A 22875-nucleotide genomic window follows, 5' to 3' on the forward strand; every position below is an offset into this window, starting at 1 on the left:
GAACGCAGGGACCCATACTCCGCGGCTTTCGTTGCTGAAGGGACTCGTCGTTCCAACACCACTCACCGACAACTATTCGTGGTCATGGGTCCCTGCTTTCGCAGGGACGACACCGAATGTGTTGCACGGGCTGTGAGTCAAACAGCCACCGTCGAGTTGATTTGTCGCAGGCGATGCGCTCCCTCACATTTCAGCTGCCAGCTGCACCACCTGGTTTCGCAACCAGGCATGGGCCGGATCGCGATCGTAGGAGGCGTGCCAGAGCAACGTCACCGGCATCTCGCTCAACTCCACCGGAGGCGGGCTGAGGCTGAGCCCGAATTCGGCGGAAAAGCGGGTGGCCAGCCGCGCCCCCATGGTGACGATGACGGGCGCCTGCGCCACCAGATGCGGCACGGTGAAGAAACGCGGCGTGGTCAGCGCAACGGTGCGCTGCAGACCGAGCTTGTCGAGCGCGTCGTCGACAATTCCGCGCACGCTGCGGCCCGGCCGCAGGCTGGTCAGCACATGCGGAAGCCGCACGTAATCATCGAGCGAGATCGGCGGCGTGATACCGGTCTTCTCGGCGTTGAACATGCACAGGAAGCGCTCGGTCAACAGCGTGCGCCGCTTGTGATGCATTTGTCCCTGCGGGAGCGGCCCATGGGCGACGGCGAGATCCAGTTCGTCGGCGTCGAGATCATCGAGCAGTCGAGACGAATCGACATTGTAGAGCCGGAAGTGAACACCCGGCGCAGCCTCGCGCACGCGCGCCAGCAGAGCGGGCATGATCAGGATCTCCATACTGTCCGACAGTCCGAGCCTGAACGTCCGCACCGCCGTGGCCGGATCGAAGGTCTGGTCGCGCAACACCACCGTCTCGATCTGCGCCAGCGCAGTCCGCACTGGCTCGAGCAGGGTCATCGCGCGCGGGGTCAGCCGCATACCATCGGCTCCACGCGTCAGAAGCTCGTCAGCGAACAGCTCGCGCAGGCGGGCAAGATTATGACTCATCGCGGATTGGCCGATGCCGACGCAGGCCGCCGCCCTCGTCACGCTTCGTTCGGTCAGCAGCGCATCGAGATGAACGAGCAAATTCAAGTCGATACGACCTAAATTGACGATATCGATGGCCATTATCGATCCCATCTATTTGATCGATGATCATAGCCTGACCATCTCCTGCGGCAAGGGGTCAGACGGGCAATCGCTCGCTGCCCAAATCGTCACCGAAGCCAAAGGAGGATCTCATGTCGATCCGCAGCATCGTTTTCGCAAGCGCCTTCACCCTCGCCTCGCTGGGAGCCGCGCACGCGGCTGGTCTCAAGCCGATCGCGGGCCAGAGCATCCATCTCGGCGACGTGTCCGGCGTCGCCTACTACACCGTCGAGCCCGAAGGATATCGCGTCGTCACCACGCTCGCACAGGGCGCGGCTGGAACGCCGGTCCGCTTTGTGTCGGTGCTGGCGCCCGGTCAGCGGGCCCTGCTGTCGACGCCGAACCAGGCAGGCTCGCTGGAGATCAGCCGGAACGGCGACAGCCTCACCATCCGCAAGTCGGGCGCACTCTCCAACTAGCCCCGACGCCGCCGGTGCCTTCCAATTGCAGGAGCCGCAGATGTCCACCATCCGCCTTCATCGCACGACGAGCCTGACACCCGAGCAGTACGTTGCCGGTCTCACCGACTTCGGGCCGGGCCGCTCAAAGCTCTTCGGCAACAGTGCGGACGCCTATCTCAAGGTGCATCATCGCGGCCCCTCGCATGCCGACGTGACAGAAGGCTCGGGCGGCATCTGGGAACGCCTGCGCTACGACTGGTCCGATCCCGATCACGTCGTCCTGACGACGACCGACTCCAATGTATGGGGCGGAGCGTCGGGCCACATCTACAATTTTGTGCGCCGGCCCGACGGCACGACCGATATCGACGTGGTCGTGGTACGCGACGGCAAGAACCTCAAGGGATGGATCCTCGGCCTCGTGCTTCGTACCGTCGGCAGAGGCGTGCTGGAGAAAGCGTTCGAGAACTCCGTCAAGGCGATCGAAGCCCGGAATGCCGCCGTGACCGATGGCGATCGGTTCGCTGCCTGAGTCCGAGTAGCCTTGTGGGCTCACGGGGCGAGCTCACAGCGCGGCGTACTGGTCAGCTGCCGAGCTGAATGGTGCGCTCCAGCGCTGCGGCAAAGCCGTTGAGCGGGATATTGAAGACGACCGCCTGCCCGGTGTTGATGTTCTGTGCGGCAACGGTGAGCGTATTGGCCTTGCTCATGGTGTCGGTCACGACGGTCGGAAAAGAGACCGGAAGCAAACAGCCTTGCGCCGTGCAGGTGGAGAAGCGCGTCTGCTCCAGGTCCTTGCCGTCAAGCTTGACGACGGCTCCGGCGTCGAGCTTCAGCCCAAATGGCATCAGCATGTTGCCCTCGGCTTTTCCGTTGCGGAGCAGCAGTTCGATCGCGAAGACTTGCTGATTGGTCTCCTTGGAGGTCTGCGTCTGACTGAGGGTGCACAACCTTGCACCGCCGTCGAGCTGGCATTTGACGATCCAGTCTCCGTAGGTCTCGCTGATCGCGGAAGCGCCGCGCGGAAGCTGGACGGCCCTGACAGCACCATCCGCCGCGGACGCCTGGCCTCGCGTGTCGCTCGGCACGGAAACGACACCCCCGCTGGCATCCGATTTTTCGGCGGTTCGAGCCGCCTGTGCCGACCCGATGCCGGCCAGGACGACGAGAGCGACGATCGCCCGACGACGCCAGTCTGTTGCGTTGACTCTCACCATGCCTGCGCTCCGCCTAGCCACATCTCGAAACCGATTTTCACTTTACGTGGGTATAATTCCCACGAATTTGAGGTACGTGTACTTGGAGAACCGCGGATATGCAAGAGATTATCGCCGCCACTGTGATTGTTGCGATCGTCGCATTCTGCGGCGGGTACTATTGGGCGATTGTGCGTGAGGTGAAGGCCGCGAATAAGCAACAGCGGAAGTGGTAGCGGCACGGCCCGTATTCCGGCACGCGAGACCGCCATTCCGGGGCTCGCCAACGGGTCGCGCGAATGCGCGCCGATGACAGGTTCCGCGAGAACCCGGAATCCATTGATCCGCAGAGCCCGCGACGCGGTGGATTCCGGGCTCGTGCTGCGCACGCCCCGTAATGACGAAGCGACGCAGGACGGGCCGTGTCATGATTTGCCCGCGGGGCGCCTTTTCAACTAAGGTCGCGGGATGGATATGCTCGTCAAGCTCTATGCCCTGCCCGATTCCCGGCCCGCCTACGATCGCTTGCAGCAGGCCGGGATAGTCATGCGCCGCGCGCTCGCCCCCGAAAAGCACAAGGTCACAGCCTGGGTGCGGGAGACATTCAGCGAGGCATGGGCGAGCGAGACCGAGGTCGCGTTCAGCCGCCAACCGGTCGCCTGCTTCATCGCGATCCAGCACAAGAAGATCGTGGGCTTCGCCTGCCACGACGCGGCCTGTCGCAACTTCTTCGGTCCTACCGGAGTCGCGCCAAAGGCTCAGCAGGGCGGAATCGGCAAGGCGCTGCTGTTCGCCTGTCTTGAAGACATGAAACACCAGGGCTTCGGCTACGCGATCATCGGCGGCGTCGGGCCAGCCGACTTCTATGCGAAGGCAGTCGGCGCGGTGGCGATCGAAGGCTCTGCACCTGGGATCTATCGGGGACTGCTGTAGTTCGTAGCTGCCTTAGCTTCAGCGCAGCTTCCCGAAAAACGCCCGCACCTCGCGAACGAATAGTTCGGGCTGCTCGAATGCCGAGAAATGCCCGCCCTTCGGCATCTCGCTCCAGTGCTGGATGTTGGTGAAGCTCGTCTCCATCCATTTGCGTACCGGCGTGACGATCTCCTTGGGAAACACGGCAACGCCGGTCGGCACACTCACTTTGTGCGGGGTTCGCTTGCCCGGCCCGAAGCTTTCCCAATAGAGCCGCGCCGACGACGCGGCCGTCGCGGTGACCCAGTACAGCATGACGTTGTCGAGCAGCTCGTCGCGGCTCAGGATGTTTTCCGGATGCCCGTCGCAGTCGGTCCAGGCCCAGAATTTTTCCAGGATCCAGGCGGCCTGCCCGCTCGGCGAATCCGTGAGCCCGTAGCCGAGCGTCTGCGGCCGGGTGGATTGCTGCTTGGAATAGCCGGAGTCCCACGCGGCATAATATTTGATGCCGTTGAGCGCGCGGGTTTCCTCCGGCGTCGGCTGGCCCTCGACATTGGGCCGGGTCGACATCGCAAGCGTGATGTGAATGCCAGCGCAATGGACTGAGTCCTGTCCGCCGATCGCGGTGGTGACGGCGGAACCCCAATCGCCGCCTTGCGCGAAATAGCTGCTGTAGCCGAGCCGCTCCATCAGGACCGCCCAGGCCTTGGCGATCCGGTCGACGCCCCAGCCTGTCGCAACCGGCTTGGCGGAGAAGCCGAAGCCCGGCAGCGACGGACACACCACATGGTAGGCATCGGCGGCGCTGCCGCCATGCGCGGTCGGATCGGTCAGAGGTTCGATCACCTTGTGGAATTCGACCACCGAACCCGGCCAGCCATGGGTGATGATCAAGGGCCGCGCCTCCGGATGCTTTGAGCGGACATGGATGAAGTGGATGTCGAGCCCGTCGATTTCGGTGGTGAACTGGCTGAAGCGATTGAGCTGCGCCTCGCGCTGCCGCCAATCATAGGTCTCGGCCCAATAGTGGCAGACATCCTTGATCCATTGCAGCGGCGCGCCCTGGCTCCAGTCGTCGACCAGCTCGGCTTCCGGCCAGCGGGTCCGTCGCAGCCGGCTGCGGAGATCCTCGAGGACATCGTCGCTGACGGCGATGCGAAACGGGCTGATGGTGGAATTCATGTGCGTCTCCCCGGGGATGCAGAGCTTTCCGGAGAAGATAGGCGCACGCGGGTCGCCGATCAAACCTGCGACAAGCGCCGCCTGCACGAGGTCTGCACGACAAACCGCGAAATCTGCACGACAAAATCCACGATCGGCGGCGCCGTGTTGCTAATGGAGGCCTCGACAACATGAAGCGCAGGCGGTCGAGACGCTGACGTCGCAGCCGATGGGGGCTTGTTGTGGCAATCTATCTGACGAGCATCCATGACGGACAAGACGCTCTGTTGAAGTTGGGATTGCCGCTGACCATCGTGTTCCTGTCCGCCTGGCTCACCATCAGGACATGGGTGAAAAGACCCGACATCGATCCGACGGGGTTTTCACCGGCCGTCACGTCCGCGCTGTTTGCGCCCGTGCTGCTCGTCGCCTACTTGTTCGTGCTGCAATCCATCATAGAGACAGGCATTGCTGCTCACGCGTCGCGCGTCATACTCTATGGCGGACTTTTCGCACCGACATTCCTTCTGCTGGTACCATTCGGGGTCGCCTCCATCGTGAAAGTGCGCCGAGCGCGGAAGCCGCTCCCCTATTGGCTCTTGTGTATCGTATTTGCAGCCTGGCCGATCATGCAGGTGATCTGGGCGTTATGGCTGTTGGGAGATTTGGAGTAGCCCGCTCTACTGTTTGCCGATCGCCGTCTCCAGCAGCGCCTGAGCCTGCTTCGCGGCCGCGGCAAATGCCGGCTGCTGCGGTGCGCGCTCGGTGAAGCAGCGCTTGAAGGAATCCTCGCCCTGCTGGCGAAGGTCGCCGAGCTTGGCATACGCCGCCCTGGTGATCTGCTTGCGCTCGAGCTTCTCGGCGGCCGCGTCGGCCTTCTTGTTGTAGTCGGTCCGGATCGCGCTGCAGGCCGCCACCTGCACGGCTGGCTCGATCTCGCCGTAGACGACATACATCTTGCCGCCGGCGAGCGCCGCCACGAACACCTCGTCGGCCTTGTCGGGGAACGAATCCTGGGTGCGGCCGGCAAGGAAGCCGTAAGCCAAAGTGGCGGACGCCGGTTTGGTGACCGGCAGGTCGTCGAAATTGACCACGGCGGCATCGGTCGAGATCGCCTGGGTGTAAAGGCCCTCGAACTTCAGCGCCGCATCGACCTGCTGCGGCACGTTCTTGCTGCCCTTGTCCCACCAGGTCTTGTGTTCATGCAGCCAGCGCGTGAACAGGGCTTCGGTGGTGACGATGATATGGGCCTTCGGCTCGACAAAGCTGCCGTCGGCGCGCTTTTCTCCGATTTTTGCCCCTTCCCTGCCGGTATCGGCATCGAAGCGCAGGCCGTCCAGCATGCCGAACCCCATATCGCCCTTATATAGAGTGTCGAGGTTGAGCTGGGCAGGCGCAAAGCCCGGCCGGGCGGGCTGGGACAGGATGGCATTCAGCTGCCCCTTCAGCTCGGCGCGCGCGGCCGCTTCGGCCTTGTCGGCGGCCTCGTCGATCTTGTTGTCGCTCGACAGCTTGGCGAATTTGGCGATCGCAGCGTCGCGCGCGGCGATGTAGCGGTCTTCCGGCGACGCCGCATGGGCGTTCGCGAGGAGCAGGATCGGGGAAAGGACGAGGGCAAGGCGGAAAATAAAATGCATGCCCTGTGGTCGCCCGCAGGGCATGCAAGGTTCAAGGTCACGGGTACTACCAGCATATCCGTTGCCGGCAGGCCCGCTGCCGGCGCAGGATCCCTTCAGGGGCCGGGCCATCAGGCCGCGCCTGTTCGACTGCCTCTTCTTTAGGCCGCCTTGGAGTTCGCCACGTGGGTGGCGATGGCGTCCATCAGCGGCGGCGACAGGCAGTCATAGGGCTCGAGCCCAAGCTCCTTCAGCCGCGACCTGATCCCGGCCATATCGGCCGGCTTGACGCCGGATTCGATCACCGACGAGACGAAAGCAGCAAACCCTGGAGCCGCCGAGCCGGACTCTTGGAACAGCTCGGGATGGATGAAGTCGAGGCCGTAGAACGGGTGGCCCTTGTTCTCGATCCGGCCGTACATATGGGTGCCGCAGCCGGTGCAGGCGTGGCGCTGGATCACCGCAGCCGCGTCGACGATCTTCAGCTTGTCGCCGTTCTCCAGCACGGTGACGTTCTCGCGCGGAACCACCGCGACCACCGAGAAGGTGGCGCCCGAGGGCTTCCAGCATTTGGTGCAGCCGCAGGCGTGGTTATGGGCAACGTCGCCCTTGACCCCGACCTTGACCTTCTTGTCCGCGCATTTGCAGACCAGCGTGCCGCCGGCAAAACTGCCGGAGCCTTGCTTGACGCCACTGTCGACCGACGGGTGGATATGAACAGTCATTGACCTATCCTCCTAGTGCTTGGTGTTTTGATTTCAGAATACGACGACCGAACGGATCGATTTTCCCTCGTGCATCAGGTCGAAGCCCTTGTTGATCTCATCGAGCTTCAGCACATGGGTGATCATCGGATCGATCTGGATCTTTCCGCCCATGTACCAGTCGACGATCTTCGGCACGTCGGTGCGGCCGCGCGCGCCGCCGAACGCAGTGCCCTTCCAGACGCGTCCGGTGACGAGCTGGAACGGACGCGTCGCGATCTCCTTGCCGGATTCAGCCACGCCGATCACCACCGAGACACCCCAGCCGCGGTGACAGGCTTCCAGCGCCTGCCGCATCACGGTCGTGTTGCCGGTGCAGTCGAAGGTGTAGTCGGCGCCGCCGTCGGTGAGGCCGACCAGGTGCTGGACGATGTCGCCGCTCACCTTGGTCGGGTTGACGAAATGCGTCATGCCGAACTGTTTGCCCCAGGCGTCCTTTGAATCGTTGATGTCGACGCCGATGATTTTATCCGCACCGACCATCTTGGCGCCCTGGATCACGTTGAGGCCGATGCCGCCGAGACCGAACACCACGACGTTTGAGCCCGGCGTCACCTTGGCGGTGTTGACGACCGCACCGACGCCGGTGGTGACGCCGCAGCCGATGTAGCAGCTCTTGTCGAACGGCGCGTCCTCGCGAATCTTCGCGACCGCAATCTCTGGCAGCACGGTGAAGTTCGAGAAGGTCGAGCAGCCCATATAGTGGAAGACCGTCTTGCCCTTGTAGCTGAAGCGCGAGGTGCCGTCCGGCATCACGCCCTTGCCTTGCGTCGCGCGGATCGCGGTGCAGAGATTGGTCTTCTGGCTCAGGCAGCTTTTGCACTGCCGGCACTCGGGCGTATAGAGCGGGATCACGTGATCGCCCGGCTTCACCGACGTCACGCCGGCCCCGACCTCACGAACGATGCCGGCGCCTTCGTGGCCGAGGATCGAGGGGAAGATGCCTTCGCTGTCGAAACCGTCGAGCGTGTAGGCATCGGTGTGGCAGATGCCCGTCGCCATGATCTCGACAAGGACCTCGCCGGCCTTGGGGCCTTCCAGATCCAGCTCGACGATCTCAAGCGGCTTCTTTGCTTCGAATGCGACTGCGGCGCGGGTCTTCATCTTGGTCTCCACTAAACATCAAACAGGTTTGTCGTTCGCGCCGGTCACGCTCACTTCTTGTCGTTGTGGCCCATGCAGGCGTCTTCCGCCTTGCCGTAGGCTTCTGACTTGTCTTCGTGCTTGGCCGGCCGTACGCGCCCAACCGCGTCATTGGAACGAGCGCGCAGGTAGACATAGAGGTCGTCCATGTAGCAAGCAACGTTCGGATTGTCGCCGAACGCCGGCATGACGTTCTCCTGCGACGTCGAAACGTTCTTGCGTCCGCTCGCGACCACGCCAAGAAAATCGGCATAGTTCATACTCTTCAGCGAGTCCTTCAGCGCAGGCGCATAAGTCGAACCCATGCCATCGGGCCCGTGGCAGACGTGGCACTCCGAATGGTATCGGCGATATCCGGAGTAGGTGTACCAATCCACGGTCCCGTCAGGTTCGACCTTGTAGGTCGGGTTACCGTCCTTATCGAGATACTTGCCGTCCTCGGATTTGACCGCCGTCGGGTCGCCGGGAGCTTCGGCAGAGGCAACTCCTCCCATTGCCACGACGAAGATCGCAGCAGTCACAAACCAGATCTTACGCAAAAGCATATCCTCGCGTGCGATTGAAGACGGACCGGCGCATGGAGGTGGTCCATGCGCCGGAACGAGGTTCGTTCAGCTCACTGCTGCGGCAGCGAGAACACGGTGAGCGTTCCACCGAGCGCGGTGTAGTTGCTCAGCGCGGCGTAGCCACCGACTGCACCGAGACCGGCCGTCGGATCAGTCAGACCGGCCGCGAGGCCGATGCCTGCCCAACCGCCAACACCCGACAGAACTGCGACGTACTGCTTGCCGCCATGTTCATAGGTGGTGACGTTGCCGATAATGCCGGACGGAGTCTTGAACTTGTAGAGCTCCTTGCCCGTCTTGGCATCGACAGCCTTCAGGTAGCCTTCCAGCGTGCCGTAGAACACCACGCCGCCGGCGGTCGCGAGTGCACCCGACCAGACCGAGAACTGCTCCTTGTTCGACCAGACGATCTTGCCGGTCTTGCCGTCCCAGGCAATGAAGTTGCCCATGTTGGTCTCACCGGGAGGCGGATACATCGACAGTGTCGCGCCGACATAGGGCTGACCTGCGGTGTAGCTCACCTTGAACGGCTCGTAGTCCATGCAGACGTGGTTGGTCGGCACATAGAACAGCTGGGTATCCGGCGAGTACGCCGCCGGCTGCTCGTCCTTCGAACCAAGCGCTGCCGGGCAGATGCCCTTGACGTTGTGGTCCTCGCCGGCCTTGTCGGTCGACGCTGCGTCAAGAACCTTCGGACGACCATAGGTCGGCGAGCTCTTGTTCATGTCGACGCCGGAGGTCCAGTTCACCTTCGGATCATACTTGTCGGCGACCAGCAACTCGCCGGTGGCGCGATCGAGCGTATAGCCGAGGCCGTTACGATCGAAGTGCGTCAGCAGCTTGCGCGGCTTGCCGTCGATCGACTGATCCGAGAGGATCATCTCGTTGACGCCGTCATAGTCCCATTCGTCATGGGGCGTCATCTGGTAGACCCACTTGGCGACACCGGTATCCGGGTTACGCGCCCAGATCGTCATCGACCACTTGTTGTCGCCGGGACGCTGCTTCGGATTCCAAGTCGAGGGGTTGCCCGACCCGTAATACACGAGGTTCAGCTCGGGATCGTAGGAGATCCAGCCCCAAGTCGCGCCGCCGCCGATCTTCCACTGATCGCCTTGCCACGTCTTCAGGCTCGAGTCCTTGCCGATCGGCTTGCCGAGCTCGGTGGTCTTATCGTCGACCAGGATTTGGTCATCCGGACCTTCCGAGTATCCACGCCAGACCAGCTTGCCGGTCTTGAGATCGTAGGCCGTCATGTGGGCCTGAACGCCGAACTCGCCGCCGGAGATGCCGACCAGGACCTTGTCCTTGACCACCATCGGCGCCGAGGTACCCGTCGATCCCTTGCTCGGATCGCCGTTCTTGACGCTCCATTCCACCTTGCCGGTCTTGGCATCGAGCGCGACCAGCGTGGTGTCGGCCTGGTGCAGGATGATCTTGCCGTCACCATAGGCAACGCCGCGGTTGACCGTGTCACAGCACATCACCGGAATGACGTTCGGATCCTGCTTCGGCTCGTACTTCCAGACGATCTGATTGTCCTTGGAAAGGTCAATAGCGTAGACCTTGTTCGGGAACGGGGTGTGCACGTACATCATGTTGCCGATGATCAGCGGGCCGCCTTCGTGGCCGCGCAGCACGCCGGTCGAAAACGTCCAGGCAACCTGCAACTTTCCGACGTTCGAGGCGTTGATCTGATTCAGCTTGGAGAAACGTGTATTCGCGTAGTCTCCGGTCGGCATCACCCAGTCTTTCGGGTTCTGCGCCATCTTGTGGAGCTCGTCATTGGCATTGGCCGCTCCGACGGCAAATACCGCCATAGCCCCAAGACCGGTCGCGTAAAGCAACTTGCGCATCGTGGTTTTCCTCCCAGGTTCAAGAGCTCAAGGGTTTCCGCCGAAACGGCCCCACTTCTTCCATTTTGGTGTCCCAGTCGTAGTCCCATCAAAGCCTGCTGACTTGCCCAATAGAGAAGAGCCGTTTGCTCAAAAGCGAAGCTTCGCCAGATTTTTGCCGGCCATGCCGCGAATTGGCGGGAAAGATTGCTTCATGTTGCAGGGCATCAATCGTAGGCCGGCGTAATTCGAGCGCCAGATTGACGCGTTCTAAGGTTGCGCTTGACGAGCCCAGAACTAAGTCGGAGGATCACCCGACACTAACCGGGAAGAAATCCCGCCGCCTCCCTAACCTATTCAGAATCAGGGAGAAGGCGCATCATCCGGACCAGACTCAAGCGCGGTGGCAGTCACGTTGGGGATCGAATCGGTGGCTGGAAAGATGACCGATACAGTCCATTCACTCAGCACGAACGGATTGACGCCGAAGCGGCAAATCCAGCGCTGGTCGGATGCGCTCACTGACCTCTGCGGTCAGTTCGACGTCGATGCACTCGAGGGATCCTCGCTCGAGGGCCGGATCAATTTCACGACGGTGTCGCGGCTGAAGCTGTGCCAGATCGAGGCAAGCCAGCATCGCATCGCCCATACCATCTCGCGCATCAAACTGAGCGAGCACCCCTACATCAAGATCGTGTTCCAGACCCACGGCGTCTCGCATTTCGAGCAGGACGGCCTGCACTTCGACATCATGCCGGGCGACTGCTTCGCCTACGACGTGTCGTGTCCGCACACGATCATCAGCCCGTCCCTGACGCGTCACGAGGTTGTCATCGTGCCGAAGGACCTGCTCAAGGAGCGCGGCTTCCAGCTCTCCAAGATGGCGCCGTGCAAACTGTCGGCACGTAACGGCACCGGCCGCATCGCTTATGATTTCGTCCATGCGGCTTTCGGCGAGGCCCCGACGTTGACCCCGGTAAACGCGGTCGGCGTGGCCGATGCGCTGATCGACCTCTTGCTGCTGCCGCTGCGCGAAACCGGCGCCATGTTCGACCGCGGCAGCGCCGAGGCGACCTATGTGCGCGCCCAGGGCTTCATCCGCGAGCATTTGCGCGATCCCGATCTCTGCATCGACCGCATTTCCGCAGCGCTCGGCTGCTCGAAGCGCTATCTGCACATGCTGTTCAGCGATCGCGGCATGACGGTCAGCGACTACATCTGGAAGGCGCGCCTGCAGAATTGCCGGCAGGAGTTGGAATCCCAGAACGGCAAGACCATTACGGACGTCGCGTTCTCCTGGGGCTTCTCGAGTTCCTCGCATTTCAGCCGCGTCTTCCGGAAGTATTTCGGCATCGCGCCCTCCTCCGTCCACAAGGGTCTGCACGGCGGCATGCCGGTGGACGTGGTACTGGAATAGCGCGTATCAGCCTGGCGTGCAGGCGTCGCGCCATGCTGTCCGTCATCAACCTTTCTTCAATCAAGGCCTGGGCGCGCAACCTCAAGCGGGACAGTGTCGCGCTCTATCTCGCCTCGCGTGATCCGCGCGTGCCGTGGTACGCCAAGGCGCTTGCGGTCGCCGTCGCGGCCTATGCGCTCTCGCCGATCGACCTGATTCCGGACTTCATCCCCGTCGTCGGCTATCTCGACGATCTGATCCTGCTGCCGCTCGGAATCTGGATTGCCATCTCGCTCGTTCCGGACGAGGTGATGGCGGAATGCCGCGCCAAGGCCGGCGACCTGCTGCAGCGTCCGACCAGCCGCGCCGGGATGATCGCGATCATCGTGCTCTGGATCGCCGGCGCGCTGGCGCTGGCGTGGATCGCCTTCACCTACTGGCTGAGGTCCGCGCCCTAGGCTGGCGCGGCCTTCGGCACCAGCGCCTCGACCGTCACGCCATCATCGCTGGAATTGATGTTGAGGGTGCCGCCAAGCGCGAGGATCCGTTCCTGCATGCCGGTCAGACCGCGGCCAAGCCGGTGATCCCTGAGCAGGCCGCGGCCGTTGTCGCGCACCCTCACCAGCGCGCAGCCGCGGCTGCCGCGCAGGCCGGTCTGCCGCTCCGCGGGTTCGATCGTGATATCGACCGCCGTCGCGCCGGCGTGGCGGAACACATTGGTGAGCGCTTCCTGGACGATGCGATAGATCGTCAGGTCGGCCATCTCGCCGGTATCGCCGAGCTCGGGCGATACGTTGCTCTCGATCTCCACCTCCGGGTGAGTTTCGCTCCACATCCGCACCAGCGCGCCGAGCGCTTCCCTGAGCCCGAGTTCGGCCAATCCCACCGGCCGCAATCGCTCCAGGATGCGTCGGGTGAACTGCTGCAGCGCATTGACCTGCTCGAGGATGGCGTTGCCGTGCTTGCGCAGTGCCGCGGGATCGGGCCGCTCGACCTCCGACAGCCGGGTCAACGCGCCGGCATGCGCGCGCAGCGCGAACAAATAAGGCCCGAACTCATCGTGCAATTCGCGCGCGATTTCCTTGCGCTCGGAATCCTGCAGCGACACCGCACGTTCGGCCAGCTGCCGCTTGCTGTCGACGGCCTCACCCAGCGTCGCCGCCAAATGGTTCAGTTTGGCACAGATCGCGGCCAATTCCGGCGACCCGCCGGGCTCGACGCGGGCATCGTAATCGCCGGCTTCAATGCTGATCATCGCCTGCGACAGCGCCTCCAGCGGCGCAAGCGCGCGGCCGACCACCAGCATGGTGACCAGAAGCAGCGCGATCGCGATCGCGGAGCCGACCTCGAGCTGGGTGACGATGCCATCCCAGATCTCGGCGATTTCATCGTCGGGATGCGAGGTGATGACAAGCGATTGCGGCTTGCCGTGAACCGAGATCGGCACCCGCACCGAGGTCTGCTCGGGATGGACCAGCGCGACGAACCACTCCGGCGGCGCGCGCAAATCGCCGGCGCTCTCGGGTCGCCCGGTAGACTTTGCGATCGCGCCGTTCTGCCGCGTGATGCTGACATGACGCAGCCGGCTCAGGTCCTGGACGATCTGGTCGAGCCGCGCATCCGGATCCGGCGCTTCGTCCAGACCGGCCACGATCGTCGCTACGAACTCGCGTGCCAGCCGGATAACGCTTTGATCTTCTGCCTGAACACGAGGTCCCGCCTCCAGCACTAGCCGTGCGATATTGATGCCCAACCCGAGCGCCAAAATCAGCGCCAGCAGCAGGTTGATCCGTGCGCGCAAGGATAGCTTTTGCCACATGACGTTGCCCCCGACCGCGATCCCTCCTCTGAGAGGATCGTTGACAGCCAAATTTGCCCGGCTATCTAATCGCACCCTATCGCAATCTCGCGCGAGCTGCACAACCGGTCGGAACCGAGCTGTTCTTCGCGCAAACCGACATGATGATGAGTGAATCGAAGGTCGCCGGAACAACGCCATGCGCATTCTGATCGTTGATGATCATCCCATCGTTGCCTCCGGTTGTCGCACCGTGTTCGCTGACGATCCCGAGATCACGCTGCTCGAAGCCGCGGACGCCGAAAGCGGCGAGCGGGCCTTCGTTGCGGAAAAGCCCGATCTCTGCGTCATCGACATCAACCTGCCGACGGTCTCGGGCTTCGAGCTGGCGCGCCGCATCCTGTCCCACGATGCATCGGCGCGCCTCATCATGTTCAGCATGAACGACGACCCGGTGTTTGCCGCTCGCGCCATCGACATCGGCGCCAAGGGCTACGTCTCGAAGACCGGCGATCCCAACGATCTTGTGGAGGCGGTGCGCGAAGTCGGCAATGGCGGCGTCTATCTGCCGCCCGCGATCGCGCGTAACGTCGCCTTTGCGCGGCCGGGCTTTGCGCAGAATCCGCTGTCCAAGCTCACCTCGCGCGAGATGGAGATCCTGCGCCTGCTCAGTTCCGGCAAGAGCCTGTCGGAGATCGCCTGGCTGGTGCATTCGTCATACAAGACGGTCGCGAATACGTCATCGATCATGCGCCAGAAGCTTGGCGTGCGCACCTCGGCAGAGCTGGTGCGCCTGGCGATCGAGAGCGGCGTCGCCTGACGCAGCGCTCCAACCGAGAGGAATACGACAATGCAGATGGTTTCCCAGAACAAGTCGCATGGCGGCACGCAAGGCGTCTATCGGCATCCAAGCCGCGAGACCAAGACCGACATGACGTTCTCGGTGTTCGTTCCCGAGCACACGGCCGGCGCCAAATTGCCAGTCGTGACCTATCTGTCGGGCCTGACCTGCACCCACGCCAACGTCACCGAGAAGGGTGAATTCCGCCAGGCCTGCGCCGAGCTCGGCCTGATCTTCGTCGCGCCCGACACCAGCCCGCGCGGGGAAGGCGTCCCCGGCGATCCCGCCAATTCCTACGATTTCGGCCTCGGCGCCGGCTTCTATGTCGATGCGACGGAGCAGCCGTTCGCGGCCAATTACCGGATGTGGAGCTACGTGATCGAGGAATTGCCGAAGCTGATCGCCGAACAATTCCCGGTCGACACGGCGCGGCAATCGATACTCGGTCATTCCATGGGCGGCCATGGCGCGCTGACGGTTGCGCTGCGCCACCCCGATCGCTATCGCGCGGCGAGCGCATTTGCGCCGATCGTGGCGCCGTCGCAGGTGCCGTGGGGCAACAAGGCGCTCGGCGGCTATCTCGGCAGCAACAAACAGGCGTGGCGCAAGCACGACGCGGTGGCATTGATCGAGGACGGCGCCCGCTTCCCCGACCTGCTGGTCGATTACGGCGATGCCGACGGATTTCTCACCGAGCAGTTGCGGCCCGAGTTGCTGAAGGCCGCCTGCGAGAAGGCCAACATTCCACTCACCCTGCGGCGTCAACCCGGCTACGACCACAGCTATTACTTCATCTCGACCTTCATGGCCGATCACCTGCGCTGGCACGCCGCACGGCTGAAGGCGTGACGCCTCGCGCGGCGATCGCACCAGTCGATCCCCGTCACCCTGAGGAGACCGCGCAGCGGCCGTCTCGAAGGGTCGACGGGCCCGACTTTCTCCGCGCGGCTGTAGCCGGGCCGATCCATCCTTCGAGGCTCGCTTCGCTCGCGCCTCAGGATGACGGAGAAAATCTGTGCACGCACGCTACCTTGCTTGCGGCGCGCCGTAGTTCGGCGCGAGCAGGCGGTTGCGCACGAGGTAATCGGTGGCGCGCGACCAGGATTCGTCGGTATTGCCGCGCATGTCGGCGCTGGCCGCGGCGACCAATTGCCCGGTGTGCACGTCGCGCAGATAGAGATTGATGTTGAGGATGAGGTTGGAGACCTTCTGCACCACGCCTGTCATCGCAAGGTCAGCCCCGAGTTCGCCGGCCAGTTTCACATCGCATCCGCCGCAGGCCTGAAGATTGCTGCCGTGCGCCGCAGCATTGACTGGCGAGATATCGAGCACACGGAACTTGCCTGAATCGGCGAGCTCCTTGCGCACCTGATCGCCGGTCCGGAGCAGCCGCGCCTGCTCGTCGGTCCGCGGTCCGTTCACCTCGCCTTGCAAGCTGGTGTCGATCATCTCGAGGTCGAACACCGCAAGCTTGGGCGGTTCGGCGCGCGCTGCCGCAGACACCAACAGCAAAGATACGGCGAAAGCAAACGCTGATCTCATGATTGTGAACCAATCGAAATTTGTAACCTCGCAACGACAAAAAGCGGGGTTGCAAGCCAGGCCAATTCCGGCATCTTGCACGTCAACGCAAGGCAAGAAAAGCGGAAGCCCGCCTTTCGACAACGCCATGCCCGGTGAAGAATGACTGCGGGAGGAATTATGTTCCGATGGCTGATCGGCACGATCGCGCTCAGCATGATGGCGTCCGGAGCGCTGGCGGCTGATCCCGTCGAGATCCATATCGGCTATCTCGGTCATGCCGGCGTCAAATCGACGCTCTCGCTGGTCCAGCAACCGGCCGACAATGACGGGATCGCCGGCGCGCGGCTTGCGATCGAGGACAACAATACAACCGGGAAATTCCTCAACCAGCGCTTCACGCTCGACGAGGTCAAGGTCAAGGACAGCGACGATGTCGCCAAGATCGCGACCGATCTCGCCGCCCATAACGACTATATCATCACCGACCTGCCCGCCGATGCCCTGCTCAAGGTCGCCGATGCCTTGCGCGACCGCGGCACTGTGCTGCTGAACGCGGGTGCGATCGACGATCGGCTGCGCGAGCAGGATTGCCGCGGCAATGTCATCCACGTCGCGCCGACCCGCTCGATGCTGGCGGACGCGCTCGGCCAGTATCTGGTGTGGAAGCAGTGGAAGCGCTGGCTGCTGGTGAGCGGCTCGCACGATCAGGACAAGCTTTACGCCGACGCGCTGCGCCGCGCCGCCACGCGTTTCGGCGCCAAGATCGTGCAGGAGCGGACATTCGAGGACACCGGCGGCGCACGCCGCACCGACTCTGGCGTGACGCTGATCCAGCGCCAGATGCCGGTGTTCACGCAGCAGGCCCCGGCTTACGACGTGCTCGTCGCCGCCGACGAGAGCGAGGTGTTCGCGAACTACCTGCCTTACCGCACCTGGGACCCGCGGCCCGTGGCGGGTTCGGCCGGCCTGGTGCCGACCAGCTGGGACGCCGCGCATGATCAATGGGGCGCCGTCCAGATCCAGAACCGCTTCGTCAAGCTGAACATGCGCCGCATGACGGCGCTCGACATGCAGGCCTGGACCGCGGCGCGCATGATCGGCGAAGCCACTTCGCGAACCAATTCGGGCGATCCCAAGAAGGTCATCGCCTTCCTCAAGAGCCCGGATTTCTCGATCGCCGCCTTCAAGGGCACGCGGTTGACCCTGCGAGACTGGAATCTGCAGCTCCGCCAACCGATCCTGCTGGCCGATGGTCGTATGGTCGTTTCGGTCTCGCCGCAGGAAGGTTTCCTGCATCAGGTCTCCGAACTCGACACGCTCGGTGTTGACCGGCCTGAAACGAAATGCAAGCTGCAGTGAGGGAGATGAAACGCATGTGGCGCCGCTGTCTGTTGACCGGGATGCTCGTTTGGCTTGCCGCGACACCGGCGTCCGCCTTCGTTGCCTATGTCTCCAACGAGAAAGGCAACACCGTCACGGTGATCGACACCAATAGCTGGACGGTGACAAAGACCATCAAGGTCGGCCAGCGGCCGCGCGGCATCGAGTTCTCGCGCGACGGCAAGTTCGTGATGGTCGCGGTCGGCGACGACGACACCATCCAGGTGATCGACACCAAGACGCAGGAGATCGTCGACACCCTGCCCTCCGGCCCCGACCCCGAATTGTTCACGCAGGATGCCGCCGGCAAGACCATGTATGTCGCCAACGAGAACGACAACACGGTCACCGTGATCGATCTCGAAAAGCGCGCCCGCATCGGCGACATCCAGGTCGGCGTCGAGCCCGAGGGCATGACGATCAGCCCGGACGGCAAGATCCTGATCAACACGTCCGAAACCACCAACATGGCGCATTTCATCGACACCACGACGCGCCAGATCGTCGCCAACGTGCTGGTCGATTCGCGGCCACGCTTCGCCCAGTTCAAGCATGACGGCTCCGAGTTGTGGGTCTCCTCCGAGATCGGCGGCACCGTCTCGATCATCGATCCAGTCAAGCACGTGGTGACCGGCAAAGTCACCTTCGAAATCCCGGGACTGCGCAACGAGGCAATCCAGCCGGTCGGCATCGGCATGACCAAGGACGACAAGATCGCGTTCGTCGCGCTGGGCCCGGCGAACCGGGTCGCGGTGGTCGATGCCACGACCCACAAGGTGCTCAAATATCTCCTGGTCGGCCAGCGGGTCTGGCACATGGATTTCACCCCGGACGAAAAATATCTGATGGTCACCAACGGCGTCTCCAACGATGTCTCGGTGATCGATATCGCCTCCCAGAAGGTGATCAAGACCATTCAGGTCGGCGAATTGCCCTGGGGGATCACGATCGCGCAGCCATGACCGCAACCGACGCCCATATCGCGAACGAGCCCTCGCCGGACGCAGGTCCCACAGCGGCGGTGCAGCCGGCGCTGTCGATCGGCAATGTCAGCCACAGCTACGGCCCGCGCCGCGCCCTGATCGATGTCAACTTCACCGTCGCACCGGCGAGCTTCACCGCATTGCTCGGCCTCAACGGCGCCGGCAAGAGTACGCTGTTCTCGCTGGTGACGCGGCTGTTCGGCATCCAGAACGGCCAGATCAAGATCTTCGGCCACGACATCAGCCGGACGCCCGGTGAAGCGCTGCGGCTGATGGGCGTCGTGTTCCAGCCGCGCACGCTCGACCTCGACCTCTCGCTGACGCAGAACCTGTTGTATCACGCCGCGCTGCACGGCATCTCCAGGCGCGAGGCGCGGACGCGCAGCGCCGAGGTGCTCGGCCGCATCGGCCTTGCCGACCGCGCGGCCAGCAAGGTGCGCGATCTCTCGGGCGGCCAGATGCGGCGGCTCGAGATCGCCCGCGCGCTGCTGCACCGTCCCCGGCTGCTGCTGCTCGACGAGGCGACCGTCGGGCTTGACGTCAAGGCGCGCGCCGACATTCTCGACCATGTCCGGCAGCTCGTCACCGAACAGGGCATCGGCGTGCTCTGGGCGACGCATCTGTTCGACGAGATCATGCCGGGCGACGACCTTGTCGTGCTGCATCAGGGCCGGATGCTGGCGCATGGCCCGATGTCGCGCGTGATCACTGATGCCGGCGCGCAGGACGTCAACACCGCGTTCATGCGCCTGACCGGAACGGCAACCCTCACCGGAAAGCCGCCAACATGAGCAGCACGACGGTCACACCCGAGCGCAGCGGCTTCTCGCTGTCCGAATACATCGTCTGCCTGAACGGCATCGTATGGCGCGAGGCGCTGCGCTTCCTGCATCAGCGCGAACGTTTCGTCTCGGCGTTGGTCAGGCCGCTGGTCTGGCTGTTCATCTTCGCGGCCGGCTTCCGCCAGGTACTCGGCATCTCGATCATCCCGCCCTATGAGACCTACATCCTCTACGAGGTCTATATCGCGCCCGGCCTGATGGCGATGATCCAGCTGTTCAACGGCATGCAATCCTCGCTGTCGATGGTCTATGACCGCGAGATGGGCAACATGCGCACGCTGCTGGTCAGCCCGCTGCCGCGCGGCTATCTGCTGTTCTGCAAACTGCTCGCCGGCACGGCGGTGTCGCTGCTGCAGGTCTACGCGTTCCTGCTGATCGCGTGGTTCTGGGACATCACGCCGCCGACCATCGGCTACCTCACCGTGCTTCCGGCGCTGGTGCTGTCGGGCCTGATGCTCGGCGCATTGGGCATGCTGATCTCGGCCAGCATCAAGCAGTTGGAAAATTTCGCCGGCGTGATGAACTTTGTGATCTTCCCGATGTTCTTCGCTTCGTCGGCCCTCTATCCGCTCTGGCGGGTGCAAGAAGGCAGCCCAATGCTGTACTATGTCTGCCAATGCAATCCGTTCACGCATGCGGTGGAGCTGATCCGGTTTGCGTTGTACGGCAAGATGAACTGGGTTTCGCTCGCGGTGGTCGGCGGGTGCACGGTGGTGTTCATGATCGGCGCGATCCTGGCTTACGATCCATCGCGCGGCCTAGTGCGCCGCGGACCCGGCGGAGGCGAGGCATGACAGGTTGGCGTTTCGGACTGGGCATGCTGTTCGCGATGGTTCTGTCGAACCAGGCCGCGTTCGGCGCCGACCCGCGCTATCCGGACTGGCCCTGCCAGCAGGCCAAGGTGCCCGAGATCTCGCTTGCCGCGGTCTGGGCCGGCCCGCCGCTCGGCGATGCCGAGACCAAGTGGAGGGACGATCCGAAGATCAGCGCACTTGCGGCCAAGCTCGCGGCACGCCGCATTCCGTTGGAGGATGCGCAGAAGGAGATCACCGAGTTCCTCTCCGCTGCCGCGGCCGACAAGGCCAATGCGGGAAAACTGCTGTTCGCGGGCCTGTTCGATACGCTCAACGGGCAGCGCGCCTCCGTCATGAACGGGCTGGAGCGCGTGATGCGCAAGCAGCGCGAGGCCGCGGAAAAGATCCGCGACGACACGATCAGGCTCCAGGCGCTGCAGGACGCCACGCCGCCGGACCAAGCCAAGGTCGATGAGCTCGGCAACCAGCTGGTCTGGGAGACGCGGATCTTCGAGGACCGCGGGCGGGTGGTGAAATTCGTTTGCGAGGTGCCGACCGCCATCGATCAGCGGCTGTTCGCGCTGGGCCGCACCATCCAGCAGGAGCTGGATTGAGGCCTGCGACCGATCGCCCCGGGGATCATTAATGCCGCCGGATCGCAGCAGTCCGGAACCAACTGCGCTCCCCGCTCGTTGTCTTCAACTATATCTGAAGTTGGGAGACCTCGATGAGAGCAGCCAAGATCGTCATGACCAGCCTCGCCGCCGCGAGCCTGATCACCACAGCGGCTTTGGCCCAGCAATCCATGTCGGGAATGGTCACCAAGATTGACCGACTGCGCAGCACCATCTCGATCCAGCAGACACAGAGCGGCACGGTGGGCGCAGCCGGCGGCGCGATACAGGAATACAAGGTGCCCAAGGGGCAGTCGCTCGAAGCCTTCCACGCCGGTGACAAGGTGACGTTCACGGCGTCAGACAGCGATGGCGGCAAGACCATCGACAAGCTCGACAAGGAAAAATAACCCACAAGCCGCGTGAGGACGGGCTATTGCTCGCCCTCACGCGGCTCGGGCTCCGCATCCGCCAGCGGCAATTTGGCACGGTCCCAGCCATCGGTCCCATCCGGATACCACGCGACATTGCGGTAGCCGTAAGAGAGCACGCGCTTGGCCGCGTTCCACGACATCCAGCAATTCTCCTGGCAGTAGACCACCAGCAATTTTGCTTTGTCGCCGCCGGAGGCGCGCGCCAGGCCGCGCCGCAGATAGTCCTCGGTCGAGGCGGCAAGCCTGCCGTAGCCCGTGTCGGGCAGCCAGATGCTGCCGGGAATATCGAGATGCGGCCGCTCGCGCCACACCGTTCCGGCGGGCAGATTTGGCTTCGGCGCGCGCGGCAGCACGTCGACGAAGGCACCGGACTTGTCGTGCCAGATCGCTTCCGCTTCCGCGGTCGTGAGCACGCGTGCGCCGGCCAGCGTCACCGGCACCGGCGCGCGGTAATCCTCGGTCCGATAGCCCTCGGGCTCTGCGGGCGCGTCCTGCGCGCGGACAGGCGAAGCGGCGAGCAACATCACCGCAAGCATGGCCGCGAGCTTGGTCATGGCGACTTGGTGGCGGTCTCCGGCCCGATCGGGCGGTCGTTCTCGTCGAGCAGCGGAACACCGTAATCGAGCAGGATCTTGTTGATCGCCGGCTGGTTCTCCTGGATCAGGCGATTGAGCTGGCGCTTCCAGTTCTGGTCGGACCCGCGCACGCCCATGCCGATGCGATAGACCAGCTTCGGTCCCGTGGTCTCCTTGACCAGCGGCGTAATGTGCAGCGGCGGATTCGCCTTCTTGGCATAGAAGCCCGCCATCGGCCCCCACAGGATGCCGGCGTCGATCTCACCCTTGGCCAGATCGTTCATCATCGCCTCGGCCGACGAATCGTAGCGCGTATCGATCATCAGCGGATAGGGCTTGGCGTTGCCCATCAGGCCGTTCAAGGCCATGTTGGTCGCAGGCGGCGTTCCCGCCACGATGCCGATATGCTTGCCCTTCAGCCGCTCGTCTTCGAGCGTCGTGACCTCATCGAGCCCAGTGCCCGGCTTCGCGACGATCGCGTAGGACGTGCGGTAATAGGGATTCGTGCCCTGCGCGAGGTCATCGCCTTGCGGAAACCCCATGATCACGTCGCAGCGATGCGCGCCGAGTGTCATTCGCACGAAGCCGGTGGCCTGCGGAAAGTACATGTAGTCGAGCTTCTTCTGCAGCTTCTCGGCAAACAGCTCGCCGATCTTGTTCTCAAAGCCCTCGCCCTTGTCGTTCGAGAACGGCAAATTGCGCGGATCGGCGCAGATGCGCAGCACCCTGGCATCGACCAGCTCGATCGAGAGTTCGCCCTGATCATTCACCTGCGCCTGCGCGATATCGCGACCGGCAAGACAGGCAATGAAGCCCGCAAGCGCGAGCAGAACAGGACGGCATCCGACAACTCTCATTACGCGGTCTCCTCTTGATCGGACGGGTCACCATCAGCCACCAATTGCCCGGCGCAGCACGACGTGCAACAGGAACAATGATCGCAACGGTGCCGCGTTGCTTGTT

General features: G+C 63.3%; 26 protein-coding genes. 14 read left to right on the forward strand and 12 right to left on the reverse strand.

The genetic code is table 11. From position 1 onward, the window contains the following. Positions 1–183: 183 nt before the first annotated feature. Positions 184–1116: a LysR family transcriptional regulator gene (locus tag BI327_RS07240; RefSeq protein ID WP_076859008.1), complete on the reverse strand. Its 933-nt coding sequence runs from the start codon at positions 1114–1116 to the stop codon at positions 184–186. A gap of 113 nt (positions 1117–1229) precedes the next feature. Here BI327_RS07240 and BI327_RS07245 point away from each other — a divergent pair, with 113 nt between their 5' ends. Beyond that, entirely contained in the window at positions 1230–1556 is a 327-nt protein-coding gene (locus BI327_RS07245; protein WP_076859009.1) for a hypothetical protein, read from the forward strand. 40 nt (positions 1557–1596) lie between these two features. After that, entirely contained in the window at positions 1597–2070 is a 474-nt protein-coding gene (locus BI327_RS07250; protein ID WP_076859010.1) for a hypothetical protein, read from the forward strand. A 52-nt stretch (positions 2071–2122) separates the two neighbouring features. On the opposite strand, the gene BI327_RS07255 is transcribed toward BI327_RS07250, so the two are convergent. After that, positions 2123–2755 (reverse strand): invasion associated locus B family protein, encoded by a 633-nt coding sequence (locus BI327_RS07255; RefSeq protein WP_076859011.1) that lies wholly within the window; start codon positions 2753–2755, stop codon positions 2123–2125. A 447-nt stretch (positions 2756–3202) separates the two neighbouring features. Between BI327_RS07255 and BI327_RS07260 the strand changes: the two genes are divergently transcribed. Continuing rightward, a complete protein-coding gene (locus BI327_RS07260) occupies positions 3203–3667 on the forward strand; it encodes a GNAT family N-acetyltransferase (protein WP_076859012.1) in 465 nt (154 codons plus the stop codon). 18 nt (positions 3668–3685) lie between these two features. On the opposite strand, the gene BI327_RS07265 is transcribed toward BI327_RS07260, so the two are convergent. Next, positions 3686–4828: an epoxide hydrolase family protein gene (locus BI327_RS07265; RefSeq protein ID WP_076859302.1), complete on the reverse strand. Its 1143-nt coding sequence runs from the start codon at positions 4826–4828 to the stop codon at positions 3686–3688. A gap of 221 nt (positions 4829–5049) precedes the next feature. On the opposite strand from BI327_RS07265, the gene BI327_RS07270 reads away from it, so the two are divergent. Beyond that, the gene (locus BI327_RS07270) at positions 5050–5481 is read left to right on the forward strand and encodes a hypothetical protein (RefSeq protein ID WP_076859013.1); all 432 of its coding nucleotides are present in this window, start codon (positions 5050–5052) and stop codon (positions 5479–5481) included. A gap of 6 nt (positions 5482–5487) precedes the next feature. Here BI327_RS07270 and BI327_RS07275 read toward each other — a convergent pair whose 3' ends face one another. The 5 genes from BI327_RS07275 to xoxF5 form a co-directional block, all read right to left on the reverse strand. Next, the gene (locus BI327_RS07275; protein ID WP_076859014.1) at positions 5488–6444 is read right to left on the reverse strand and encodes a hypothetical protein; all 957 of its coding nucleotides are present in this window, start codon (positions 6442–6444) and stop codon (positions 5488–5490) included. 140 nt (positions 6445–6584) lie between these two features. Continuing rightward, entirely contained in the window at positions 6585–7148 is a 564-nt protein-coding gene (gene gfa / locus BI327_RS07280) for an S-(hydroxymethyl)glutathione synthase (RefSeq protein WP_076859015.1), read from the reverse strand. Between the two features lie 33 nt (positions 7149–7181). Then, positions 7182–8291, reverse strand: coding sequence for an S-(hydroxymethyl)glutathione dehydrogenase/class III alcohol dehydrogenase (locus BI327_RS07285; RefSeq protein WP_076859303.1), 1110 nt, complete (start codon positions 8289–8291; stop codon positions 7182–7184). Positions 8292–8341: 50 nt separating this feature from the next. Further along, the gene (locus BI327_RS07290) at positions 8342–8824 is read right to left on the reverse strand and encodes a c-type cytochrome, methanol metabolism-related (RefSeq protein WP_076859305.1); all 483 of its coding nucleotides are present in this window, start codon (positions 8822–8824) and stop codon (positions 8342–8344) included. 122 nt (positions 8825–8946) lie between these two features. After that, positions 8947–10752 carry a lanthanide-dependent methanol dehydrogenase XoxF5 gene (xoxF5, locus tag BI327_RS07295; protein WP_076859016.1) on the reverse strand — a complete coding sequence of 602 codons (1806 nt, stop codon included), beginning with the start codon at positions 10750–10752 and terminating at the stop codon, positions 8947–8949. A gap of 421 nt (positions 10753–11173) precedes the next feature. Between xoxF5 and BI327_RS07300 the strand changes: the two genes are divergently transcribed. Both BI327_RS07300 and BI327_RS07305 read left to right on the forward strand, forming a co-directional pair. After that, a complete protein-coding gene (locus tag BI327_RS07300) occupies positions 11174–12148 on the forward strand; it encodes a helix-turn-helix domain-containing protein (protein WP_076859017.1) in 975 nt (324 codons plus the stop codon). A gap of 32 nt (positions 12149–12180) precedes the next feature. Further along, entirely contained in the window at positions 12181–12585 is a 405-nt protein-coding gene (locus BI327_RS07305; protein ID WP_076859018.1) for a YkvA family protein, read from the forward strand. On the opposite strand, the gene BI327_RS07310 is transcribed toward BI327_RS07305, so the two are convergent. Continuing rightward, entirely contained in the window at positions 12582–13946 is a 1365-nt protein-coding gene (locus tag BI327_RS07310; protein ID WP_076859019.1) for a histidine kinase, read from the reverse strand. The two genes, BI327_RS07305 and BI327_RS07310, sit on opposite strands and share 4 nt — an antisense overlap. A gap of 178 nt (positions 13947–14124) precedes the next feature. Here BI327_RS07310 and BI327_RS07315 point away from each other — a divergent pair, with 178 nt between their 5' ends. Next, positions 14125–14745, forward strand: coding sequence for a response regulator transcription factor (locus tag BI327_RS07315; protein ID WP_076859020.1), 621 nt, complete (start codon positions 14125–14127; stop codon positions 14743–14745). Between the two features lie 30 nt (positions 14746–14775). After that, positions 14776–15615, forward strand: coding sequence for an S-formylglutathione hydrolase (gene fghA, locus BI327_RS07320; RefSeq protein ID WP_076859021.1), 840 nt, complete (start codon positions 14776–14778; stop codon positions 15613–15615). 177 nt (positions 15616–15792) lie between these two features. On the opposite strand, the gene BI327_RS07325 is transcribed toward fghA, so the two are convergent. Continuing rightward, complete coding sequence (locus BI327_RS07325; protein ID WP_089025391.1) at positions 15793–16308, reverse strand: DUF3280 domain-containing protein; 516 nt, start codon at positions 16306–16308, stop codon at positions 15793–15795. Between the two features lie 159 nt (positions 16309–16467). On the opposite strand from BI327_RS07325, the gene BI327_RS07330 reads away from it, so the two are divergent. The 6 genes from BI327_RS07330 (at position 16468) to BI327_RS07355 (ending at position 21313) form a co-directional block, all read left to right on the forward strand. Continuing rightward, on the forward strand, positions 16468–17649 hold the full coding sequence (locus tag BI327_RS07330) for an ABC transporter substrate-binding protein (protein ID WP_076859022.1): 1182 nt from the start codon (positions 16468–16470) through the stop codon (positions 17647–17649). Positions 17650–17654: 5 nt separating this feature from the next. Next, positions 17655–18632 carry a YVTN family beta-propeller repeat protein gene (locus tag BI327_RS07335; protein ID WP_076859023.1) on the forward strand — a complete coding sequence of 326 codons (978 nt, stop codon included), beginning with the start codon at positions 17655–17657 and terminating at the stop codon, positions 18630–18632. Next, the gene (locus BI327_RS07340; RefSeq protein ID WP_245334733.1) at positions 18629–19444 is read left to right on the forward strand and encodes an ABC transporter ATP-binding protein; all 816 of its coding nucleotides are present in this window, start codon (positions 18629–18631) and stop codon (positions 19442–19444) included. Before BI327_RS07335 ends, BI327_RS07340 begins: the two co-directional genes overlap by 4 nt. Then, on the forward strand, positions 19441–20289 hold the full coding sequence (locus BI327_RS07345) for an ABC transporter permease (RefSeq protein ID WP_076859024.1): 849 nt from the start codon (positions 19441–19443) through the stop codon (positions 20287–20289). Before BI327_RS07340 ends, BI327_RS07345 begins: the two co-directional genes overlap by 4 nt. Continuing rightward, on the forward strand, positions 20286–20903 hold the full coding sequence (locus tag BI327_RS07350; protein ID WP_076859025.1) for a hypothetical protein: 618 nt from the start codon (positions 20286–20288) through the stop codon (positions 20901–20903). The genes BI327_RS07345 and BI327_RS07350 overlap by 4 nt, the downstream gene beginning before the upstream one ends. A gap of 113 nt (positions 20904–21016) precedes the next feature. Beyond that, positions 21017–21313, forward strand: a complete 297-nt coding sequence (locus BI327_RS07355) for a copper-binding protein (protein WP_076859026.1) — start codon at positions 21017–21019, stop codon at positions 21311–21313. Positions 21314–21336: 23 nt separating this feature from the next. On the opposite strand, the gene BI327_RS07360 is transcribed toward BI327_RS07355, so the two are convergent. Next, on the reverse strand, positions 21337–21891 hold the full coding sequence (locus BI327_RS07360) for a PQQ-dependent catabolism-associated CXXCW motif protein (protein WP_076859027.1): 555 nt from the start codon (positions 21889–21891) through the stop codon (positions 21337–21339). Further along, the gene (locus tag BI327_RS07365) at positions 21888–22769 is read right to left on the reverse strand and encodes a substrate-binding domain-containing protein (RefSeq protein ID WP_076859028.1); all 882 of its coding nucleotides are present in this window, start codon (positions 22767–22769) and stop codon (positions 21888–21890) included. The genes BI327_RS07360 and BI327_RS07365 overlap by 4 nt, the downstream gene beginning before the upstream one ends. Positions 22770–22875: the final 106 nt, after the last annotated feature.

Origin of the sequence: Bradyrhizobium mercantei (assembly GCF_001982635.1) — a bacterium.
Classification (GTDB): domain Bacteria; phylum Pseudomonadota; class Alphaproteobacteria; order Rhizobiales; family Xanthobacteraceae; genus Bradyrhizobium; species Bradyrhizobium mercantei.

Excerpts from the sequence above, each read along its gene's own strand:
- BI327_RS07240 (WP_076859008.1), bottom strand. The coding sequence starts at position 1,116 with ATGGCCATCGATATCGTCAATTTAGGTCGTATCGACTTGAATTTGCTC.
- BI327_RS07245 (WP_076859009.1), top strand. The coding sequence starts at position 1,230 with ATGTCGATCCGCAGCATCGTTTTCGCAAGCGCCTTCACCCTCGCCTCG.
- BI327_RS07250 (WP_076859010.1), top strand. The coding sequence starts at position 1,597 with ATGTCCACCATCCGCCTTCATCGCACGACGAGCCTGACACCCGAGCAG.
- BI327_RS07255 (WP_076859011.1), bottom strand. The coding sequence starts at position 2,755 with ATGGTGAGAGTCAACGCAACAGACTGGCGTCGTCGGGCGATCGTCGCT.
- BI327_RS07260 (WP_076859012.1), top strand. The coding sequence starts at position 3,203 with ATGGATATGCTCGTCAAGCTCTATGCCCTGCCCGATTCCCGGCCCGCC.
- BI327_RS07265 (WP_076859302.1), bottom strand. The coding sequence starts at position 4,828 with ATGAATTCCACCATCAGCCCGTTTCGCATCGCCGTCAGCGACGATGTC.
- BI327_RS07275 (WP_076859014.1), bottom strand. The coding sequence starts at position 6,444 with ATGCATTTTATTTTCCGCCTTGCCCTCGTCCTTTCCCCGATCCTGCTC.
- gfa (WP_076859015.1), bottom strand. The coding sequence starts at position 7,148 with ATGACTGTTCATATCCACCCGTCGGTCGACAGTGGCGTCAAGCAAGGC.
- BI327_RS07285 (WP_076859303.1), bottom strand. The coding sequence starts at position 8,291 with ATGAAGACCCGCGCCGCAGTCGCATTCGAAGCAAAGAAGCCGCTTGAG.
- BI327_RS07290 (WP_076859305.1), bottom strand. The coding sequence starts at position 8,824 with ATGGGAGGAGTTGCCTCTGCCGAAGCTCCCGGCGACCCGACGGCGGTC.
- xoxF5 (WP_076859016.1), bottom strand. The coding sequence starts at position 10,752 with ATGCGCAAGTTGCTTTACGCGACCGGTCTTGGGGCTATGGCGGTATTT.
- BI327_RS07300 (WP_076859017.1), top strand. The coding sequence starts at position 11,174 with ATGACCGATACAGTCCATTCACTCAGCACGAACGGATTGACGCCGAAG.
- BI327_RS07305 (WP_076859018.1), top strand. The coding sequence starts at position 12,181 with ATGCTGTCCGTCATCAACCTTTCTTCAATCAAGGCCTGGGCGCGCAAC.
- BI327_RS07310 (WP_076859019.1), bottom strand. The coding sequence starts at position 13,946 with ATGTGGCAAAAGCTATCCTTGCGCGCACGGATCAACCTGCTGCTGGCG.
- BI327_RS07315 (WP_076859020.1), top strand. The coding sequence starts at position 14,125 with ATGCGCATTCTGATCGTTGATGATCATCCCATCGTTGCCTCCGGTTGT.
- fghA (WP_076859021.1), top strand. The coding sequence starts at position 14,776 with ATGCAGATGGTTTCCCAGAACAAGTCGCATGGCGGCACGCAAGGCGTC.
- BI327_RS07325 (WP_089025391.1), bottom strand. The coding sequence starts at position 16,308 with ATGAGATCAGCGTTTGCTTTCGCCGTATCTTTGCTGTTGGTGTCTGCG.
- BI327_RS07330 (WP_076859022.1), top strand. The coding sequence starts at position 16,468 with ATGTTCCGATGGCTGATCGGCACGATCGCGCTCAGCATGATGGCGTCC.
- BI327_RS07335 (WP_076859023.1), top strand. The coding sequence starts at position 17,655 with ATGAAACGCATGTGGCGCCGCTGTCTGTTGACCGGGATGCTCGTTTGG.
- BI327_RS07340 (WP_245334733.1), top strand. The coding sequence starts at position 18,629 with ATGACCGCAACCGACGCCCATATCGCGAACGAGCCCTCGCCGGACGCA.
- BI327_RS07345 (WP_076859024.1), top strand. The coding sequence starts at position 19,441 with ATGAGCAGCACGACGGTCACACCCGAGCGCAGCGGCTTCTCGCTGTCC.
- BI327_RS07350 (WP_076859025.1), top strand. The coding sequence starts at position 20,286 with ATGACAGGTTGGCGTTTCGGACTGGGCATGCTGTTCGCGATGGTTCTG.
- BI327_RS07355 (WP_076859026.1), top strand. The coding sequence starts at position 21,017 with ATGAGAGCAGCCAAGATCGTCATGACCAGCCTCGCCGCCGCGAGCCTG.
- BI327_RS07360 (WP_076859027.1), bottom strand. The coding sequence starts at position 21,891 with ATGACCAAGCTCGCGGCCATGCTTGCGGTGATGTTGCTCGCCGCTTCG.
- BI327_RS07365 (WP_076859028.1), bottom strand. The coding sequence starts at position 22,769 with ATGAGAGTTGTCGGATGCCGTCCTGTTCTGCTCGCGCTTGCGGGCTTC.